We start from the raw sequence: 18,739 nt of genomic DNA, 5'->3' as shown, positions 1-18,739 counted from the left end.
TGGAGAGCCCGTGGTAGCACAGTGCTAGTATCTAACCCTTAGCTAATGGAGCGAGGGACCGCAAGATGCTGGCGATCGTTGCCACGCGGGCCGGCCTGGGGCTGGAAGCGCCCGAGGTGCAGGTCGAGGTACATCTGGCCAACGGCCTGCCGGGAATGACCCTGGTGGGTCTGCCCGAGGCCGCCGTCAAGGAGAGCCGCGAACGGGTGCGCAGCGCCCTCACCAACGCTGGCTTCGACTTCCCAAACACGCGCAGAATCGTACTCAACCTGGCGCCCGCCGACCTGCCCAAGGTCGGCGGGCGTTTCGACCTGCCCATCGCGCTGGGCATTCTGGTGGCTTCAGGCCAGGTGCCGGGTGAGGCGCTGGAGGGCATCGAGAGCGTCGGCGAGCTGGCGCTGGACGGCCGGTTGCGTCCCATCAGCGGCGTATTGCCGCTGGCCCTGGCGGCACGCAAGGCCGGGCGCAAGCTGATCGTGCCCAAGGAGAATGCCGACGAGGCGGCCTTGGCCGGCGATCTGCAGGTGCTGCCGGCGGAACACCTGCTCGATGTCATGGCGCACCTGCTAGGGCAGCAGCCCATCGCCGCGCATCGTCTCGAGGCGCCGCCGGTTGCCACCGTGCGTGAAGGTGATCTGGCCGACGTGCGTGGCCAGCACCAGGCGCGACGTGCGTTGGAGATTGCCGCGGCGGGTTCGCACAACCTCTTGTTCGCCGGCCCGCCCGGTACCGGCAAGACCATGCTGGCGAGCCGCCTGCCCGGCATCCTGCCCGAGCTCACCGAGGAGGAGGCGCTGGAAGTCGCCGCCATCCGCTCGGTATGCGGTCTGCCCCTGGCCGAGCAGTGGGGGCGCCGGCCGTTTCGCGCACCGCACCACACCGCCAGCGCCGTGGCCCTGGTCGGCGGCGGTTCCTGGCCGCGCCCGGGGGAGATCTCCCTGGCCCATCACGGTGTGCTGTTTCTCGACGAGCTGCCTGAGTTCAGTCGCCACGTGCTGGAGGTGATGCGCGAGCCGATGGAGAATGGGCAACCTGAAAACCAAACAAAATTCCAGCAAGACGCCTGCCCCTTGAGCTAAGCCATGCCGATGGCATTACAGCACCCGCGAGAAGCTAAAAAAACCGCCTTTCCAGCCGTTTTACCCCACTACCCTAGGGCGATTAGCCCCAAGCTTCCCAAACGGCTTAGAAAGCCGTACAGGCGGGGAACTAATTTTCTCGCAATCAATCATTGACATCGTATGAGAAGTGTGTTTATTTCCTCGCCCTTTTACACAAAAGTAGTAGTATCTTATGTGGGCAGAGGTATGAAACCACCTAGGCGGAAAAAGAAAATGAGAATCGTTCTTTAAAAATATGCACAACCACTTTACTTCGTGAAAACCAAGCTGTCGTGATGGAGTTCTCTAACTGCGGTAGTTCAGCTTTTCTTGTTCATCGCCTCCGAAGAAAACTAATACTTCCTTGCTCAATAACCCCAACCGAAGGGCGGGAGAGATTAAAAACAATAAAACAAGGGAGCGAAGCGAGCTTTGGGGGTTGTTTTCAATATCGGAAAATACCGCCTTAATATAATAGAGGGCGGACAGGCCCTAAAAATGTCAAAACATAAGCAAAAGAACTTAGTATTTAACAAAGCAGATACTAACTGTGAGAATTAGCCATGCTAACTGTGACAGTTAGCTCGACTAACTGTGACAATTAGCAGTTAGGTAGATGTGGAATTATTATATATGTTAAAATTCTCAACAAACCGCCAAATACCAAGCCGACAAACTGCTAACTGCCATGATTAGATAAAAGTGATCATGGCTTTCTTATTGACTAATTAAAAAATGTGTTATAATGGAGCGGGTCTCAGTTAGATTTTTGAAAAATTGATGACAATCTACTAACTAAAAACAATTAGCGAGGTGACAGTATGGGAAATGTAAAAAAAATTTCATATTCAGAAACAAACACAAGCTTTAATCACGAAACTGGTGAAGTATCACAGACTGATACCAAGAAAGTAATAAGACTACCGCAAGAGCCAAGTTTTGTTAAATTGTATTTAGAAGATATAAGCAGGCTTCACAACCTCCCCACCAGTTGCACTAGGGTTATGATGGAATTGGTGAAGCGTATAGACTATGACGGAACCATAGTTTTGAATAGCGCAAGGAAGAGGCAGATTATGGAAGTTTTAGGGTTAAAGCTTACTAAGGGCAAGCCTGCACAGCAAATTGATAACGCATTAAGCAAAATGAAAAAAGAGGGGGTTATTAGAGCTGTTGATAGCGGGATTTATGAGTTTAATCCAAAATATTTTGCAAAGGGTGATTGGGCTGACATAAGGAAAAGAAGAGAAGATTTTGAGCTTTCAATAACTTATACAGCCGATGGCGAAAGAGTTGTTAAAGGTGGGTTTAAAAAGTAAGGTGTTCTAAATATAAGTCCAGCTGGTCTGAATATACGCCCAAGTTAATTTAATAATAGGCCAGCGAATAGCTGGCCTAGATCGAGAAGTCTTAAATATACTGAAGTGGATTTCTTATATTAGATTGACCAGTTTTTTCTCCATTTTCTTAGAGCGCCAAGAAACAAGGAATAAAGCTATACTTTGAGCAATCATTATAGCTATGGCAACGACGATGATTCCCTTGAGAGTGAACTCAAATGATAAGTTGCCAGTGCTAAAACGTGAATATACTGCCAAGCTAAATAGGGCCGAGATGGCAGTAGCAAATATGGATGCTATAAGGGTTGATTTTCCTAAATATGACCTTTTGAATGGCTTGTTTAGGAAGCTGTAAGAGGTGGTTATGCTGAAGAAAGAAAGCAAAGCACCAATAAAGGGGATGGCTGAAGCTATGGAAAACAACAACCTTGCAATGACATCTGAAGAATTTATTACTTTGTAATCAAAGACGTAATTGTAGATTGGCACCGTTACCCCTGTGTTGTGATTCTTTATATATTCCAATGGGCCATGCGATGTATAAATAAGTTCTAGCTCATGCCCTTCTCTGACATCAACTTCTATATTGATAAGACGAAGTTTTTTCTCTTCACCCTTGTCGTCCTTATACCAAATATCCTGCACCTTCTTTTCATTGTTTCTAAAGGTGTATGTAGTATGAGGAACGAATGTGGTTGAATCACCAACGGTAATCATTTTATCCGTTGTAACTGAATCAACAGAAACGGTAGAATCATCTCTGTGAGCCAGGGAAAGAACAACGACCCTTTTTCTAACTAAAGCGCTTTCAGGATCTTGCTTAAGTGATTTTGTGAAGTCTTTATCACTTTTCCCACTGAAAAGTTCTTTGATAAGTAGATTGGCTGATATAACGCCTATATAACAGGAAAGAACCACGAGCCAACTGCTAGAGAAAAAGTTATTAAAAAACAGGTTTGTTTTGATTGGAAAAGTAAAGGCGAAAACTGCAACAAGACCAGCAATTAAGCCTTTTCTTCGATCCCCAGCAATAAATGGAACCGGGAGAAAAGCAATAAAACAAGCTAAAAAATATGTTGCAACAGCCGAATCAAAAACAGGTGAAACAATGCTGTTATAAACTATGCCCAAAAAGGGAGTAAAGTTAAGTATAGAATAAAAAAGTATTCCAGCCAGGACTGGACGGAGGTGTTTTTTAATATCTTCCATTTCAATCAATCCCTACGTGATTTTGCAAATAGTGTTATCCAATATTGTCTCGCCGGCGGTTATACTTCCGAAGAGCGTTGAAGTCAATAAAAAAAACCCGAGACTCATCAACGCGAGGATTGTTTGATCGAGTCCTTGTTTTTTTGTAACCTCTGGGAGTTGTCTATATTAAAATAGCCACTACGCAGAGACGAAGAATATGAAAAGAGTGTTTAAAGTAGTGTTATTAGCCTTTTTCTCGCTCGCCATGACGGGATGTGTTACCGTTACTGGAACGCCAAGAGAAGATAATGTTGTATACCAGGATACAGCCCCTGTTGGTGCCGATCACCGCTTAAGCAATACTGTTTCCGTAGGAGAAGTGGCTGGCTTTACTGGAACAAGTGTAATTTCGATGACAGGAAACACTAACCCTAACCTAAGTAACAAAGAATTTAAGGATTACCTAGAGCATAGCTTAGTCAATGCTAACCTTTATGGTTCAGGCTATATTCTTGAGGCCAATTTGTTAGAAAATAATGATTGGTCAGCATGGGGAGTAAGTCTTGGCAATAAGAATAGAAATATTATTGTTGAATATACATTAAAAAACAGTAATGATGAAGTTGTGTTTAATGAGGTTATTCTTGGCGATGGGGAAGTCACAAATAGAAATTTCTTCAGGCCGTATCATTTGGTTGAAAGAGAAGCTGCTGAAAAAGGTTATAGGAATAATATTGCCAATCTCATTGAAGCACTCAAAGCGTTGTAGCAATCGATAAAGATAACGCCAGCTAATTGCTGGCGTTTTAATCACCATTTAGGGTGATAATCCATTCTCGGGTAATTTCTGGACTTATTAGCATTTTTCACCTTGAGTGCAAATTTCTTTGACTCTCTTCTACGATGCTCACTCTCTCGGCCAAGCTCTCGTAATTTTGTAAGATTATCTCGTAAGATTCGAGAATGTCGTTGTAATTCTTCTCCATGCTCTTTTGATTTTTCAAGATTTGATTTAACTGTTTGGTAAATTCCTCCAAGGATTCGTTTAAGCTCTCTTCTTTTTCTTCGTATCCCTTCGAGAAATTCTTCATAAATTGCATTATTTCTTTTTCTATTTGTGTCTGCATCGCTTTCCTTCTCCTTTGTTATAGTTGGCAATACTTCTGGTTGTTTACTTCGTGGAACTGCTGGCACTGGACTAGGTTCCGGTGGTCGGGGTGTGTGGTCACGATGGCTTTGTTTTCTAGGTAGTGCATCGCTCCCGCTCCCAAGGCTATTCCTACCGTCAACACGACTAGCAGGGCTGTTATCGGGGCGTAGACTCTCCATAGGTTGAGGCTTCGCATATTTCTCCCTGTTAAGCCTTTCACGCCTTTCACATAGTTCGTTAACTCGGTCTCTAGCGATTCTAGCTCTTTCCTGACTCCTGCTGTCATATGCTTGGCCTCTTCGTCTAACAGCTTCTTTCGTGTGTCGATCCGGCTTAAAATCTCGCTCCCATAATGAGCCTTTGAGTCGGATGTTTTGGCCTCCTTCGGGGTTTTTGATTGATATGCTTGTTTTTGTTTCACGCGCCACCTCCAAATTTAGTGTTTTTAATCCTTGTAAAATACCATCTCTACTTGGCTCTATAACTTCTTCCCCTATCATTTCAAGCATGTAATCGCTTAATGCTTCAATAATCTCCTTCCTTTCTTTGGGTAGATTTCCAGAGTACGATAAGCGCTCCTTACTCGAAGGATGGTTTGGGTCTTTTAGTCCATATTCAACATTGATAGCATCTTTCCAAGCGTTTATTCTGGTAATGTCTGCTCTGTGATAGTAGGCATTTAACCTTTTGCCAGTATAGAGTTCTTCACCTGCAAACATGAAATGAAGTTCTAGCCTGCCTTTGTCTCTATGCCTAACCCACAAACTTGAATACTGGTCAAACTCAAGCCCAGGCAACAATGTCTTTTCAAAATCGTCTATGATTTTTTCCTGTGCATCTTCGTCAAGGTCGCTTTCCGCAAAGCTCAAAACACCGCTTGTATAGCGTCCTGCATGGTTTCCATAGGCGACAACATCTGAAAAGCCCTGTGGGTCTCCTCTGACAGTTTCAGGCTTAACAGAACGCTGTGTTTTGTTTGCATCCTGTTCGCTATACAGATAACCAACCGCCTGCTTAACAGCTTTCACAGGGTTATTTTTATTTCTTCCATATTTAAAAAACTTTACGATCATAACTATGAGCCTCCTTAATCTCATTTATAGATTCTGTTATTTTTGATAACTCCGATAACACTTGGAGTATCTCAAGCGACTTCCCTGCCTTTGAATCTTGGTTTACCTTTCGTGCAATCTGGTTTAAATTTATTCCCAACTTTTGAAGTTCAGAAATTAAATCTGGATCAACTGGTGTATATACCTTTTTGATTTTAAAAACTTCTTTGATGGTGTTGGCGAGTCCAACATTTCTCAAAAATGCACCCAGTGGTTCGCCATTTGCATTCGCTCTCAATAGCTCAATCTCCGTTTCGTTGAAACGAGATTTTACGATTTTTGTTCTTTTCTCTGCCTTCATTTTAATCCTCCTAAAATAAAATTTTACCCTCCATCGGTCGTTGGTTTGGGGTTGGTTTTGGGGTCTGGTTTTTGGGGGTCAAGGGGGCGTAGCCCCTTTGCGAGTATCACAGGGAAGGGAGCGAAGCGAGTGCCCCCTGTGTATGCTCGCTTAGTAGTTAAAACCAACCTTTAAACATTATAACATACTTATATGTTTAGGCCGGTTTTGGTTGTTTTAGTTATTGAGTAAGCGAGTTAATTGATTACCTTGGTGTGGTGGTTTTAATGTTTAATTTAATAAAAGCTAAGCTTTATAATTAAAATGTTGTATTATAGTGAGTGTTTAAAATAACAAGGGAGAACGTTAATGAAAATAAAGAGAATGTTAGTAATGATTGGGTTAGTTGGTTTTGTCGGGGCTTCAAGTTATGCGATGGCGCAAAGCTACGTGTATAGAAGTCATGCACATGGGGTTAAAGCATCTGGTGTTATTAACGACATTGCTAATGAAAATGAAAGCGAACCCGAAGCTCCACCTGTTATAAGCAATATAACCACGCCAAGTTCATTTTTATTTAGTGAAAATAATGACGAATTAAGCGGTAACGTAGGTGATGTTGGCACAGTGACTATTTATAACGAGCTTGGTAATTCAATATTAGGTCAGACTGTTTCTCTTGAAAATGGTGATTTTTCCTCACTGCTTAGCCCTGTCCCTGTGGGTGGTGATGTTTTATATGTAGAAGTGACCGATGAAATCGAAACACTTGCTTCCAGCATAACTGTTCCTGAATTACCTGAGCCAGTTGTGGCTTGTTACGATCCTTCAAGTGTAGGTCAAATAGGTACAGAATCTGCTTGTGACGGTATGTTAATTGTAGACAGGACAATGCTAAACGTTGCAATAAGAAATAATAATTATACGATAAATCATAATGATATAAACTATACCCTTGGCTATAGTGAGCATAATGTTTTCACAGGTCAAGTAACAGATATGTCAGAACTATTTAGAGGAAGAATATTTGAAAACGGTGGGCCAGACATTGGCTACTGGGATACTTCAAATGTTACTAATATGAGAGATATGTTCAGTGGTACTTTTAATCAAGATATCAGTGGCTGGGATGTCTCAAATGTAGAAAATATGGAGCTGATGTTTAATGGAAGTATTTTTTTTAATCAAGATATTAGTGGTTGGGATACATCTAATGTTAGATCAATGACTGGTATGTTTAGTAATGCTAGAACATTTAATCAATATCTTTCAGGTTGGTGTGTAAGCTTAATTTCATCGGAACCAAACTCATTTTCATCTACTACTTTAAGTTGGGAAAAAAATGATCGAATGCCAGTGTGGGGAACCTGTCCAAGGGGTGAAGATCAGCTATAAGACAAGACGCCAGCTTAATAGCTGGCGTTTTCATTATTTAACCCCTAAATCATTATAATTTTTGATCCCAAAATCTCTCAAAAGCGGGTGATGTAGCTCGAAGCTCTCCGCGTGCCTGCCGACAATCTCACCATTCCGCTTTATTGCCATATACAGCGCCCTGAAGCCTTTGTCATACCTGAAATGAAAGGTGTATTCGCCATCTTTAAAAAAGCGGTTTATGCGCTGTCTACCACGCTCACTATGCAGAAGCTCTAGAAACTCGTCAAAATGGATAATATCAAGGCTTTCGGCCTTATTTGCCTCTATTGTGTTTAGTTCTTCCTCTAGGGTTTCAACTTGTTCCTCTGTCTCGCCAAGCGACTTCATAATATGAGTAGGGATTTTGCCCTCGAAGGCTTCCACCGACTCGATAAGGTTAGCTAGCTTGGATTTCGCCTGTGCTAGCTCACGCTGTTTATTTTCCACCTCTGAGGCGTTTCCAGCCTCCACCCTTCTCATCATATCAAGAAAAAGGCTATCGGCCTTCTGCAAGCTTTCTGGGGGCGTCTGGGCGGGCAAATGTTTTTCTAGTATGCTTGTGTTTTCATCGCCGGGCAAATGGTCAGTATCTGGCAAGGATGCCGGATATTCCAAACCTTCAAGATGCTGGTAATAGAGTCCGCGAAGATATTTCAGCAAATTGCCAACAGCATAATCAAAGCGAAAAACCTGTTCTTTGCATTTCTGGCTTCCAAGCTCACGCTTGGTTATGCAGGCAACATAAGCGAATTGCTGACCTTTTGAGTTTTTACCGCGATAAAACCGCATGGATTCACCGCATTTATCACACTTGATGCAGTGTTTAAATATGTTCAGGCTTCCAGTGCTTTCGTTGCCGTAGTGGGTTTTGTTGGCTCTCCGCTTCATTGCCCCTACTGCTTCATAGAAGTCCTTGGCACTGACGATCTCGGGGTAGTAGCCTTCGATATTCTCCTCGAAAACTTTCTTGCCGTTTTCTCGTCGCTGGGATCGATAAACTCCGATGACATACTTGCTTTCTATCATTAAATGGACATGCCTGTTAGCCCATTTTCGCTTGGAGTGCTTATTAACTTCGCGGACTGTGCTTAGGACTCCTTGATACTTCAAGCGGTCGAATACCTCGCGGATCTCCTTGGCTTCTTCCTCCACAATTTCAAATTTTCCATCCACAACCCGTAACCCATACGGGGTATTGTTCGGTGTGTTGAAAATCTTGTTTTCTTCCTTGATTTCACGCTTTGCCCGACGCCAAGCCGATTTGCGACGACGGCTTTTCATCTCGCTTTCTTCGTTGGCTCGCTTCGCAATCAAGCCGATCATCATGTAGTTTTCTAGGTCTTTATTCCTGTCCTCAATCGAATATAACCGCTCATCTGCGGTAGTGTATATATTGACCCCTTTTTTGAGAATGTCGTAAAGTTGTGTCGCCGTCTCGTCCATCTGCTGGCGAGAAATGCGGTCTATGCTCTCGATAACTAGGTAATCACCACGCTTGATGGCTCCGCTCTCGATCATTTCGAGTATGTCGCGGAATCGACCACGCTTGATGTTGTCGCCTTTGAAGCTGGAAACCCCTTCGTCAATGAAGGTTTGGGCAATCTCTACGCCGAAACGCTCTGAGAATAGGGCTAGCGGGGTGGTCTGTCGCTCGATGCTGTCTCCATCGGCCTGAATGGCGGATGAATAGCGGACATAGGCATAGGCTGTAGGCATGGGGGAGTTCCTGAGCCAAAAAGCAAGAAGTTTGGTAATCATACCAGCCCTTCGAGTCAGGGCGCATTCATATCGCCCGGGCCAACCACGAACGTAAGTTTCCCGCTAGATTTCAACTGGTTGCAGCGATGAATCCGTGTCCCTGCGGCCATTTGGGCGACCCGCGCCAGGCCTGCCAATGCACTGCGGCGCAGATCCAGCGCTATCAGTCGCGCCTCTCCGGGCCGCTGCTCGACCGCATCGACCTGCAGATCGAGGTGCCGGCGCTGCCGCCGGAGCAGCTGACGTCACGTGAGGTGGGCGAAAGCTCTGCCGTGGTGCGTGCCCGGGTCATGGCCGCTCGCCAGCGCCAGTACGCCCGCGGCGCCCTCAATGCCCACCTGGGCGGGCGCGAGCTGGAGGCGGCCTGCGCGCTCTCCACGGCCGACCGTGCCTGGCTGGCTGGGGTGCTCGAACGCCTGCGGCTCTCGGCGCGGGCCTACCACCGGGTGCTGCGGGTGGCGCTGACCCTGGCCGATCTGGCCGAAAAGCCGCACCCGGAGCGCGGCGAGCTGATGGAGGCGATCGGGTATCGGCAGTTGGATCGCCAATTACGACAGGGATAGGGGATCACAGAGCCGTGGCGTCGAAGGCGCCTTCGACCTCGGTCTGCCACAGGGCGCCGTCGTTGTCGGGGCGATGCAGCGACAGTGTGAGGCGGTAGGGCAGCAGGTCGCGGTCGGTCAGGCGCAGGCGCGGCGCGGTGGCTTCCAGCCGGCTCTCCATGCGCCACTGGTGAGCGCCGCCTTCTCCGGCCATCGCCGGTCGCCAGTCGATCACCTGGGGGCCGTCGCTCACGCCCAACAGGGCGCGGGTGAGGCTTTCGAGGAAGCGGTCGCTGTCGATCTCGAGGCTATCGTCCACCTGGGGCGAGACCAGCAGCAGCACCTGCTCGGCGGGGGGCTGCAAGGCATCCACCTGGATCACCCGGTCGACGGCACGGTCGCTCAGGTTCTGCAGGGCGCGGCGAATGGGATCGGGCTCGGGAGGCTGGGCGGCACAGCCCGCCAGCAGGATGAGAAGAGCGAGCGGCGCGATGTGTCTCAGCATCGAATGTTAGGCTCCTGAGCGGCCGGTGCCAGGCGCTGCTCCAGCTCTTCGACGAAGCCGTCGAGTGATCTGAACAGAGCGTCGCGGATGGGTTCGGCTTCGTTGACCAGATGATGGCGCGCTTCAGGATGACGCTCGATGCGGGCCTTGGGAAATTTTCGCTCCAATACCGCCAGATTCCACTCCCAATCGACGGTGACGTCCTGCTCCCCTTGAAGGATCAGGGTGGGAAGGTCACGCGGGGGCAGGGCAAGCAGCTGAGGCATCCAGCGGCGCATGGCGCTGACCCAATTGAGCGACAGGTGCTCCGGCTGCAGGGGATCGTGTTCGCGCAGGAAGGCGGCAAACTCGGCGTCGGTGGAGTTGGCGCCGAAGCGACGCGGCAGGGTCTCGACGAAGGGGCCCACCAGGCTGTGCAGCCACCCCGCCTGGGGCCAGCCGAAAGGGCGCACCAGGGGCGCGAGCAGTGCAAGGCCAGCCCAGCGATCCTCGTCGGGGTGACTCAGGGCGTCGGTGGCGAGAATGGCGGCGCCGGTACTCTGGCCGACTCCCAGCCAGGGCCGGGGGGCCAACCCGCTACCTTCCAGCTGCTCCTGCAACGCGTTCAGGCACTCTCCGTAATGCGCGAAGTCGTCGATGCAGGCGCGCTTGCCGCTGGACAGGCCGTGGCCTGGCAGGTCCCACATCACCACCCGCCAGCGACGCTCCAGCAGCCGCTGCAGCAGGTGGCGGTAGAGACCGAGATGATCGTAGTAGCCGTGCACCACGAAGGCCGTGCCGATGGGCTCCGCGGGGTTCCATACCTGAGTCCACAGCTGATAGCGCTGAGTGCCGGTATAGCCAACGTAGAGTCCGACATGTTCGGTGAGCAGCGGCGCCAGGCCGTAATGCGCCAGATAGCTCGCCAGCGAAGGCTCGCCTTCGGCACGAAAGGGCGCCACCGGTCCCAGCGCCTGCAGGGGCGTAAAGTCGGTCATGACGTGCTCCAGCGGATCAAGACACTTTCCCTTCGATTCCTTTCATCTGTCGCGACACCGAGCGTGCAGTGAGTATAACTTCCGGCCATGCTGTCGAGTGAGGGAAACCACTGCACTCGCTCATCGACTTGTGCAGCGCTTCCCGAAAGATCGCTGCGGTAGCCGATATTTGTTGACCATTTGGTCAGAAAAACGACTCTTAACCCTATGTCTAGTAGGGTAGCCCTTCCTTCGGGTTTACATATGGAACAGTTTTCCACAAAATTGGCGCCTCGCAGTGGTATCACCCCCACGAATTGCGGCGAGCCGAGAGCAGGATATTCGGCCGCCACGCAGGAGGAGACTCTTCCATGTCCGAACGCGTTACTCGCCATCGTCTCCAGGTGGCCGCTGAGCTGGACCGTTTCATCAACGACCAGGCCCTGCCGGGCACCGGCATCGATGCCGAGAGCTTCTGGGCCGGGGTCGACGCCATCTTTCATGATCTGACACCGAAAAATCGTGAATTGCTCGCCGAGCGCGAGCGGCTGCAGGCGCAGCTGGATACCTGGCATCGTGAGAATCCCGGTCCGGTACGCGACATGAGCGTCTATCGCGCCTTTCTCGAGGAGATCGGCTACCTGGTGGACGCCCCGGCACAGGTTACGGTGTCCACGGCCAACGTCGACCGTGAAGTGGCCATTCAGGCCGGCCCGCAGCTGGTGGTGCCGGTGAGCAATGCGCGCTATGCGCTCAACGCCGCCAATGCGCGTTGGGGCAGCCTCTACGATGCGCTCTACGGCACCGACGCCATCTCCGAAGAGGGCGGCGCCGAGAAGGGCTCGGGCTACAACCCCAAGCGCGGCGAGAAGGTCATTGCCTACGCCCGCGGCGTGCTCGACCTGGCCGCACCGCTGGCCACCGGTTCCCACCGCGATGCCGTCAAGTACGTGCTGCGCGACGGCCACCTGGTCGTGAGTCTCGAAGGCGGCCGTGAGACCGGTCTCAAGGAGCCGGGCAAGCTGGTCGGCTACAGCGGCGAGGCGGCAAGCCCGGAGTCGATTCTGCTTTCCAACCATGGCCTGCACCTGGAAATCCAGTTCGATCCCAGCCACCCCATCGGCAAGACCGACCCGGCCGGCGTAAAGGATCTGCTGGTCGAGGCCGCGCTGACCGCCATCATGGACTGCGAAGACTCCGTGGCCGCGGTCGACGCCGAGGACAAGGTCGGCGTCTACGCCAACTGGCTGGGCCTGATGAAGGGCGATCTCGAAGAGGCCATCGAGAAGGGCGGCAAGACCTTCACCCGTCGTCTGCACGCCGATCGTAGCTACACTACCCCGGACGGCGGCAACCTGACCCTGCCCGGCCGTTCGCTGATGTTCGTGCGCAACGTCGGCCACCTGATGACCACCCCGGCGGTGCTCGACGCCGACGGCAACGAACTGCCCGAGGGCATTCTCGACGGCATCGTGACCAGCCTGCTGGCCATTCATGATCTCAAGAAGGGCGCGAACGATCCGCGCAACTCCCGCAGCGGCTCGGTCTACATCGTCAAGCCGAAGATGCACGGACCGAAGGAAGTCGCCTTCTCCAATGAGCTGTTCGGCCGCGTCGAGGACCTGCTGGGCCTGGCCCGTGACACGCTCAAGATGGGTATCATGGACGAGGAGCGTCGCACCTCGGTCAACCTCAAGGCGTGTATTGCCGAGGCCGCCTCGCGCGTGGTGTTCATCAACACCGGCTTCCTCGACCGTACCGGCGACGAAATGCACACCGCCATGGAAGCAGGCCCCATGATCCGCAAGGGCGACATGAAGAATGCCGCCTGGATTGGCGCCTACGAGCGCAACAACGTGCTGGTCGGTCTGGCCTGCGGCCTGCGCGGACGGGCCCAGATCGGCAAGGGCATGTGGGCCATGCCGGACCTGATGGCGGCCATGCTGGAGCAGAAGATCGGCCACCCCAAGGCCGGTGCCAACACCGCCTGGGTGCCGTCGCCCACCGCCGCCGCCCTGCATGCGCTGCACTATCATCAGATCGACGTCAGCGAGATCCAGCGCGAGCTGGAGGCCCAGGGCGAGCCTGCCCTGCTGGAGGAGCTGCTCGACAAGCTGCTCACCGTGCCGGTGGCCGAGAAGGCCGAGTGGTCCGACGCTGAGCTGCAGCAGGAGCTCGACAATAACTGCCAGGGCATTCTCGGTTACGTGGTGCGCTGGGTCGAGCACGGCGTGGGCTGCTCCAAGGTGCCGGACATCCACGACGTGGGCCTGATGGAGGACCGTGCCACGCTGCGTATCTCCAGCCAGCATATCGCCAACTGGCTGCACCACGGCGTGGTCGACGCCGAGCGCGTGCAGAAGACCCTGGAGCGCATGGCCAAGGTGGTCGACGAGCAGAACGCCGGCGACCCGACCTATACCGCGATGAGCGCCGATTTCGCGGCCTCCACCGCGTTCAAGGCGGCCAGTGACCTGGTCTTCAAGGGCCGCGTGCAGCCCTCCGGCTACACCGAGCCGCTGCTGCACCACTGGCGGGCGGTGCACAAGGCGCGTTGATGCCTTGACGCTGCTTCCTCAGGCCGACGTCTGATCCACTGCGCCCCGGGTACCCGCCCGGGGCGCTTTGGGTTATGTTGGGCTCCACGATCACAACCGCTCGCCACGAGCACAACCAGCAGGGAGCCCGACGATGACCGTGATGACCGCCGCCGCCATCGAAGATTTTCTCGACGAGGTCTTTCCCCAGCGTGCCGGCACCATCGAGGCGGTCGATCACATGCGCGCCACCATGAGTCTGGCTATCGAGGACGAGCATCTGCGGCCCGGCTCCAGCGTCTCCGGACCGACAATGATGGGGCTGGCCGATGTCTGTCTCTACGTGGCCATCCTGGCCCAGATCGGCCCCGAGCCGATGGCCGTGACCACCGATCTCAACTGCCATTTCCTGCGCCGTGCCCGCGGCGACCGCGACCTCATCGCCAATGCCCGCGTGATCAAGCTGGGCCGCCGCCTGGCGGTGGGCGAGGTACAGCTCTTCTCCGCCGGCGACGAGCGTCCTGTGGCCCACGTCACCGCCACCTACGCCATTCCCGACTCCGACTGAGCGTCGCGCCCGGCGCGCAAGGCTCCCACGGCAAGTGTCAGCCAGCCGGCGATCATCAGCACGCCGCCGAACGGAGTGATCATGCCCAGGCCGCGCAGGCCGGTCAGCGCCATGGCATACAGCGAACCTGAGAACAGCAGCACCCCCACGGCCCACAGGCCCAGCACGATGCCGAACCCGTGCCGCGGATGCGTGGCGCGCCAGGCGAGCACGCCGAGCATCGCCAGGGTGTGCCACATCTGGTAGCGCATGCCGGTTTCGAAGGCGGCCAGCAGCCGCTCCGGCAGCTGACCCTGCAGGGCATGAGCGGCGAAGGCGCCGGCCATGACCGCCACTCCGCCCGACAGCGCCGCCAGGCACCACCATCCGCGATCGCGCATCTCGTCCTCCTTCGGGGATTGGGATTGGCGCCTACCGTACCCCGGGAGGCGTTAAGGGGCTACAATATGGGCCCGCGACACTCGTCAACTGAAGAGGGACGCCATGCAGATCCAGCTCAACGGTGAGCCCCGCGACCTTGCCCCCGACCTCACGGTGGCGCAGTTGGTCGACGACCTTGGCCTGAGCGGTCGGCGCATCGCCGTCGAACGCAATGAGGAGATCGTGCCCAAGAGCGAGCACGATGCCACGCGCCTGGCCGACGGCGACCGCATCGAGATCGTTCACGCCATCGGTGGCGGCTGATTGCCACCTGCCGACGGTTACCGCTTCAAGACCCGCTACAGACACAGGCCCACGCGATGACAGACTTCTTTCAGGATCAGCCGCTGCGGATTGCCGGCCACGCCTTCACCTCACGCCTGCTGGTCGGTACCGGCAAGTACAAGGACTTCGACGAGACCGCCGAGGCCATCGCCGCCTCGGGGGCCGAGGTCGTCACCTTCGCCGTGCGCCGCACCAATCTCGGCCAGGAAGACGGCCCCAACCTGCTCGACGTGGTGCCGCCGGAGCGTTTCACCCTGCTGCCCAACACCGCCGGCTGCTACACGGCCAAGGATGCCGTGCGCACCTGCAAGCTGGCCCGCGAGCTGCTCGACGGCCACAAGCTGGTCAAGCTCGAGGTGCTCGGTGACGACTCCACCCTCTACCCCAACGTGGTCGAAACCCTCAAGGCGGCGGAAGAGCTGATCCGCGACGGCTTCGACGTGATGGTCTACACCAGCGACGATCCCATCGTGGCCCAGGAGCTCGAGCGCCTGGGCTGCTGCGCGATCATGCCGCTGGGCTCGCTGATCGGCTCCGGTCATGGCATCCAGAACCCGCACAACATCCGCTTGATCATCGAGCACGCCAACGTGCCGGTGCTGGTGGATGCCGGTATCGGCACCGCCTCCGACGCCGCCATGGCCATGGAGCTGGGCTGCGACGGCGTGCTGATGAACTCCGCCATCGCCCACGCCCGTCAGCCAGTGCTGATGGCCAGCGCCATGAAGAAGGCCGTCGAGGCCGGGCGCGAGGCGTTCCTCGCCGGGCGCATGCCGCGCCGCCAGAGCGCCGACCCCTCCTCTCCCTTTGCCGGCCGCATCAACGGCTGAATCCACCGGAGCCGCAACGAATCCATGAGTGACCCGCAACGCGACCCCTCGACCACCGGCCCGGAAGGGCCGGACGCCCCGCTGCATCGTCGCGGCATCAAGAGCTACGTGCTGCGCGCCGGCCGCATGACCCAGGCCCAGACCCGCGGCTTGGAAGAGGTCTGGCCGCGGCTGGGCCTGACCCTGGCCGAGGGGCGGCAGGATCTCGACGCCCTGTTCGGACGCCGGGCGCCGCGGGTGGTGGAGATCGGCTTCGGCATGGGCGCCTCGCTGATCGAGCAAGCCGAGACCCATCCCGATACCGACTTCATCGGCATCGAGGTGCATGCTCCGGGCGTGGGCAAGCTGCTCGACGAGGCCGACAAGCGCGGCCTGACCAATATCCGCGTCTACCGTGAGGACGCCCTGGCAGTGCTCGAACAGTGCCTGCCGGAGGCCAGCCTCGCCACCCTGCAGCTGTTCTTCCCCGACCCCTGGCCGAAGAAGAAGCACCACAAGCGGCGTATCGTTCAGCCCGCCTTCGTCGAGCTGATTCGTAGCCGTCTCGAGCTGGGCGGCAAGCTGCACATGGCCACCGACTGGCAGGCCTATGCCGAATGGATGGCCGAGGTGATGGAAGTCGCGCCGGGCTACGTCAATACGGCGACGCCCGCGACGGCGCCCTATGTGCCGCGTCCTGAGTTTCGTCCGCTGACCAAGTTCGAGGCCCGTGGCGAGCGCCTGGGGCACGGCGTGTGGGATCTGATCTTCGAGCGCTGCGAATAGCCAGACCGGCGCCCGCCCCGGCGAGCGCCATTCCCGCAAGGCCGGTGGGGCCGAGGCGTTCGCCGAACATCGCCGCGGCCCACAGCAGCGTCACTCCCGGCGTGAGATGCACCAGTGCCGAGGTCAGGGTGACCCCGAGCCGACGCAGGCTGACGACGAAGAAGCCGTAGCCCCCGAGGCTCGACAGCACCACCAGCCAGCTCATGCTCACCAGCACGGCAGGTTCAAAGCCAGGGGCGGTCAGCTTGCCGCCCCCCATCGCCCAGGCGGCCACCAGGAAGATACCGCCGGCCGCGAGCAGCTGCGCCAGCAGCGCCGCCGGCAGCGGCAGTACCGAGGACTGGCGCACCGCCAGCAGGCTGCCGAGCGTCACTGCCGCGACCGACAACAGTGGCAGCAGATAGGCCCAGCCCGGCGCATCCAGCGAGCGCTGCATGTCGTCACCCACGCACAGCGCCACGCCCAGGGTGGCCAGCACCATCCCCAACCAGCCGAAGGCGCCCAGGCGCTCGCCCAGCCAGCGTCCGGCCAGTGCTGCCGCCAGCAGCGGCTGCAGAGCCGCGATCAGCGCCGTGATGCCGACGCTGACACCGAGATCGATGGCCACGATCACTCCTAGCAGGTAGCCGCCCATGGTCAGGCTGCCCACGAGCATCTCCCGTCCCATGTCGCGCATTGCCGGAAGCGCGCCAAGCGTCAGGCGACACCACAGCGCCACCAGCAGCGCGGCGAGCAGAAAGCGCCAGGCGAACAGGTCGAGCACCGGCGTGTCGAGCTCGCTGGCCAGCCGCCCACCGACGAAACCCGAACTCCAGCACACCACGAAGCCGGCGGCGATCAGTAGCGCGGGGACCTGTGCTGGCATCGTCGTACTCCTTCTCGATGACGGTGCTTGAGCTTGAAGGTCATCCCGGTTTCAATGAAGCGATATCTTTTGTAGGTAGAGTTCAATATGGCTGAAGTCTCATCGGCAACGCTGGATCTCGAACTGCTGCGCAGTTTCCAGGCTGCGGCCCAGCTTGGTTCGCTGGCGGCGGCGGCCGAGCAGAGGCACCGTACCGTCAGCGCCATCAGCATGCAGATCAAGCGCCTGGAGGCGTTGCTCGACGTCCGCCTGCTGGAGCGGGGCCCTCGCGGCGTGGTGCCCACTACCGCCGGTGAGGCGCTGTTGCAGGAGGCGCGGGAGCTGCTGCGCATGCACGATGGGATGCTTGCTCGCTATGCCGGGCGCGGGCTACGGGGCAAGGTGCGCTTCGGGCTGCCCGAGGATTACGCCCGCGAGTTGCTCGGCGACGTGCTGCCCGAGTTCACCGCCCACCACCCGGAGGTGCTGCTGCAAGCGGTGACGGCCACCAGCGGCGAGCTGGTGCGGCAGTTGGAGCGCTCGCGGCTGGACCTGGCAGTGGTGCTGGACCGGCCCATCGCACTGCCCGGTGGCGAGCCGCTATGGCGTACCACGCCGGTATGGGCCGCACCGCGCCACGCTAACCTGATCGAGCGGGAGAGCTTGCCGCTGGCCCTGCACGAGGTCGACTGCCCCTACCGGGCGCTGGCCACCGAAGCCCTGGAGCGGCTCGGCAGGCCCTGGCATGCGCTGTTCACCAGTACCAGCATCCACGCCATCGAGCGCGCAGTAGAGACGGGCCTGGCGATCAGCGTGCTCGACCGCGAACGCCTGACTCCCGCCATGCGCGAGCTAGGCGAGGCCGAAGGCTTGCCCGCGCTCGGCCGCTGCGAGGCGCGGCTGCATTTCGCCCGCGCCATCGAACCTGCGTCGCAGCCCGCCGCCCAGGCCCTGGCCGACCTGCTGCGTGAGCGCCTGCGCGGACGCGGCCCCTGGCGCAGCGCAGCGGCGGGATGATTGGGAGGCGCGGGCAAGACCCTGACCTGGTAAAGAGCAGCAATGAGGGGATGTGTTTTCTGAACAAAAAAAGGCGCCGCCAGGGGAAGCGCAGGCAAGACCCTGACCTGGTAAAGAGCAGCA

General features: G+C 55.6%; 16 protein-coding genes and 3 pseudogenes. 11 read left to right on the top strand and 8 right to left on the bottom strand.

All coding sequences use genetic code 11. The features are described 5' to 3' along the window. Window positions 1–65 precede the first annotated feature (65 nt). Both HOP59_RS18335 and HOP59_RS18330 read left to right on the top strand, forming a co-directional pair. A pseudogene (locus tag HOP59_RS18335) lies at window positions 66–1,031 on the top strand (YifB family Mg chelatase-like AAA ATPase); the annotation flags it as partial. A gap of 890 nt (window positions 1,032–1,921) precedes the next feature. Next, window positions 1,922–2,419 (top strand): replication/maintenance protein RepL, encoded by a 498-nt coding sequence (locus HOP59_RS18330; RefSeq protein ID WP_234254870.1) that lies wholly within the window; start codon window positions 1,922–1,924, stop codon window positions 2,417–2,419. Between the two features lie 114 nt (window positions 2,420–2,533). On the opposite strand, the gene HOP59_RS18325 is transcribed toward HOP59_RS18330, so the two are convergent. After that, the gene (locus HOP59_RS18325) at window positions 2,534–3,649 is read right to left on the bottom strand and encodes a hypothetical protein (RefSeq protein WP_234254869.1); all 1,116 of its coding nucleotides are present in this window, start codon (window positions 3,647–3,649) and stop codon (window positions 2,534–2,536) included. A 199-nt stretch (window positions 3,650–3,848) separates the two neighbouring features. On the opposite strand from HOP59_RS18325, the gene HOP59_RS18320 reads away from it, so the two are divergent. Further along, a complete protein-coding gene (locus HOP59_RS18320) occupies window positions 3,849–4,400 on the top strand; it encodes a hypothetical protein (RefSeq protein WP_234254868.1) in 552 nt (183 codons plus the stop codon). Between the two features lie 41 nt (window positions 4,401–4,441). On the opposite strand, the gene HOP59_RS18315 is transcribed toward HOP59_RS18320, so the two are convergent. Together HOP59_RS18315 and HOP59_RS18310 are read right to left on the bottom strand one after the other, a co-directional pair. Then, window positions 4,442–5,854: a relaxase/mobilization nuclease domain-containing protein gene (locus tag HOP59_RS18315; RefSeq protein WP_234254867.1), complete on the bottom strand. Its 1,413-nt coding sequence runs from the start codon at window positions 5,852–5,854 to the stop codon at window positions 4,442–4,444. After that, window positions 5,835–6,194 (bottom strand): plasmid mobilization protein, encoded by a 360-nt coding sequence (locus HOP59_RS18310; protein ID WP_234254866.1) that lies wholly within the window; start codon window positions 6,192–6,194, stop codon window positions 5,835–5,837. The genes HOP59_RS18315 and HOP59_RS18310 overlap by 20 nt, the downstream gene beginning before the upstream one ends. 348 nt (window positions 6,195–6,542) lie before the next feature. Between HOP59_RS18310 and HOP59_RS18305 the strand changes: the two genes are divergently transcribed. Beyond that, complete coding sequence (locus HOP59_RS18305) at window positions 6,543–7,568, top strand: BspA family leucine-rich repeat surface protein (protein WP_234254865.1); 1,026 nt, start codon at window positions 6,543–6,545, stop codon at window positions 7,566–7,568. 33 nt (window positions 7,569–7,601) lie between these two features. On the opposite strand, the gene HOP59_RS18300 is transcribed toward HOP59_RS18305, so the two are convergent. Further along, a complete protein-coding gene (locus HOP59_RS18300; RefSeq protein ID WP_234254864.1) occupies window positions 7,602–9,305 on the bottom strand; it encodes a recombinase family protein in 1,704 nt (567 codons plus the stop codon). A 44-nt stretch (window positions 9,306–9,349) separates the two neighbouring features. On the opposite strand from HOP59_RS18300, the pseudogene HOP59_RS18295 reads away from it, so the two are divergent. Continuing rightward, a pseudogene (locus HOP59_RS18295) lies at window positions 9,350–9,910 on the top strand (ATP-binding protein); the annotation flags it as partial. A gap of 4 nt (window positions 9,911–9,914) precedes the next feature. On the opposite strand, the gene HOP59_RS18290 reads toward HOP59_RS18295, so the two are convergent. Together HOP59_RS18290 and HOP59_RS18285 are read right to left on the bottom strand one after the other, a co-directional pair. Continuing rightward, window positions 9,915–10,394 carry a hypothetical protein gene (locus tag HOP59_RS18290; protein WP_234254863.1) on the bottom strand — a complete coding sequence of 160 codons (480 nt, stop codon included), beginning with the start codon at window positions 10,392–10,394 and terminating at the stop codon, window positions 9,915–9,917. Further along, on the bottom strand, window positions 10,388–11,371 hold the full coding sequence (locus tag HOP59_RS18285) for an alpha/beta hydrolase (RefSeq protein WP_234254862.1): 984 nt from the start codon (window positions 11,369–11,371) through the stop codon (window positions 10,388–10,390). Before HOP59_RS18285 ends, HOP59_RS18290 begins: the two co-directional genes overlap by 7 nt. A 350-nt stretch (window positions 11,372–11,721) precedes the next feature. Between HOP59_RS18285 and HOP59_RS18280 the strand changes: the two genes are divergently transcribed. Both HOP59_RS18280 and HOP59_RS18275 read left to right on the top strand, forming a co-directional pair. Beyond that, window positions 11,722–13,908 carry a malate synthase G gene (locus HOP59_RS18280; RefSeq protein WP_234254861.1) on the top strand — a complete coding sequence of 729 codons (2,187 nt, stop codon included), beginning with the start codon at window positions 11,722–11,724 and terminating at the stop codon, window positions 13,906–13,908. A 133-nt stretch (window positions 13,909–14,041) separates the two neighbouring features. Further along, a complete protein-coding gene (locus HOP59_RS18275) occupies window positions 14,042–14,455 on the top strand; it encodes a PaaI family thioesterase (RefSeq protein WP_010625792.1) in 414 nt (137 codons plus the stop codon). Here the strand turns inward: HOP59_RS18275 and HOP59_RS18270 are convergent. Then, entirely contained in the window at window positions 14,431–14,835 is a 405-nt protein-coding gene (locus tag HOP59_RS18270) for a DUF423 domain-containing protein (protein ID WP_234254860.1), read from the bottom strand. The genes HOP59_RS18275 and HOP59_RS18270 overlap by 25 nt on opposite strands. A 103-nt stretch (window positions 14,836–14,938) precedes the next feature. On the opposite strand from HOP59_RS18270, the gene thiS reads away from it, so the two are divergent. Genes thiS through trmB form a run of 3 tightly spaced genes read left to right on the top strand, consistent with a single transcriptional unit; the run spans window position 14,939 to window position 16,755 of the window. Beyond that, complete coding sequence (thiS, locus tag HOP59_RS18265; protein ID WP_010625790.1) at window positions 14,939–15,139, top strand: sulfur carrier protein ThiS; 201 nt, start codon at window positions 14,939–14,941, stop codon at window positions 15,137–15,139. A 56-nt stretch (window positions 15,140–15,195) separates the two neighbouring features. Continuing rightward, entirely contained in the window at window positions 15,196–15,990 is a 795-nt protein-coding gene (locus tag HOP59_RS18260) for a thiazole synthase (protein WP_234254859.1), read from the top strand. Between the two features lie 24 nt (window positions 15,991–16,014). Beyond that, window positions 16,015–16,755 carry a tRNA (guanosine(46)-N7)-methyltransferase TrmB gene (gene trmB, locus HOP59_RS18255; protein ID WP_234254858.1) on the top strand — a complete coding sequence of 247 codons (741 nt, stop codon included), beginning with the start codon at window positions 16,015–16,017 and terminating at the stop codon, window positions 16,753–16,755. 10 nt (window positions 16,756–16,765) lie between these two features. Here the strand turns inward: trmB and HOP59_RS18250 are convergent. Next, window positions 16,766–17,620: pseudogene (locus HOP59_RS18250) on the bottom strand (DMT family transporter); the annotation flags it as partial. Between the two features lie 87 nt (window positions 17,621–17,707). Here HOP59_RS18250 and HOP59_RS18245 point away from each other — a divergent pair. Beyond that, window positions 17,708–18,616 (top strand): LysR substrate-binding domain-containing protein, encoded by a 909-nt coding sequence (locus HOP59_RS18245; protein ID WP_234254857.1) that lies wholly within the window; start codon window positions 17,708–17,710, stop codon window positions 18,614–18,616. Window positions 18,617–18,739: the final 123 nt, after the last annotated feature.

The sequence above is a fragment of the Billgrantia aerodenitrificans genome, from assembly GCF_021404405.1.
Lineage (GTDB): Bacteria > Pseudomonadota > Gammaproteobacteria > Pseudomonadales > Halomonadaceae > Halomonas > Halomonas aerodenitrificans.
The sequence above is the reverse complement of the archived record's forward strand: the minus strand, read 5'-3'. Positions and strand labels throughout refer to the sequence as shown.

Coding starts and splice junctions, on each gene's coding strand:
- HOP59_RS18330 (WP_234254870.1), top strand. CDS start 1,922: ATGGGAAATGTAAAAAAAATTTCATATTCAGAAACAAACACAAGCTTT.
- HOP59_RS18325 (WP_234254869.1), bottom strand. CDS start 3,649: ATGGAAGATATTAAAAAACACCTCCGTCCAGTCCTGGCTGGAATACTT.
- HOP59_RS18320 (WP_234254868.1), top strand. CDS start 3,849: ATGAAAAGAGTGTTTAAAGTAGTGTTATTAGCCTTTTTCTCGCTCGCC.
- HOP59_RS18315 (WP_234254867.1), bottom strand. CDS start 5,854: ATGATCGTAAAGTTTTTTAAATATGGAAGAAATAAAAATAACCCTGTG.
- HOP59_RS18310 (WP_234254866.1), bottom strand. CDS start 6,194: ATGAAGGCAGAGAAAAGAACAAAAATCGTAAAATCTCGTTTCAACGAA.
- HOP59_RS18305 (WP_234254865.1), top strand. CDS start 6,543: ATGAAAATAAAGAGAATGTTAGTAATGATTGGGTTAGTTGGTTTTGTC.
- HOP59_RS18300 (WP_234254864.1), bottom strand. CDS start 9,305: ATGCCTACAGCCTATGCCTATGTCCGCTATTCATCCGCCATTCAGGCC.
- HOP59_RS18290 (WP_234254863.1), bottom strand. CDS start 10,394: ATGCTGAGACACATCGCGCCGCTCGCTCTTCTCATCCTGCTGGCGGGC.
- HOP59_RS18285 (WP_234254862.1), bottom strand. CDS start 11,371: ATGACCGACTTTACGCCCCTGCAGGCGCTGGGACCGGTGGCGCCCTTT.
- HOP59_RS18280 (WP_234254861.1), top strand. CDS start 11,722: ATGTCCGAACGCGTTACTCGCCATCGTCTCCAGGTGGCCGCTGAGCTG.
- HOP59_RS18275 (WP_010625792.1), top strand. CDS start 14,042: ATGACCGTGATGACCGCCGCCGCCATCGAAGATTTTCTCGACGAGGTC.
- HOP59_RS18270 (WP_234254860.1), bottom strand. CDS start 14,835: ATGCGCGATCGCGGATGGTGGTGCCTGGCGGCGCTGTCGGGCGGAGTG.
- thiS (WP_010625790.1), top strand. CDS start 14,939: ATGCAGATCCAGCTCAACGGTGAGCCCCGCGACCTTGCCCCCGACCTC.
- HOP59_RS18260 (WP_234254859.1), top strand. CDS start 15,196: ATGACAGACTTCTTTCAGGATCAGCCGCTGCGGATTGCCGGCCACGCC.
- trmB (WP_234254858.1), top strand. CDS start 16,015: ATGAGTGACCCGCAACGCGACCCCTCGACCACCGGCCCGGAAGGGCCG.
- HOP59_RS18245 (WP_234254857.1), top strand. CDS start 17,708: ATGGCTGAAGTCTCATCGGCAACGCTGGATCTCGAACTGCTGCGCAGT.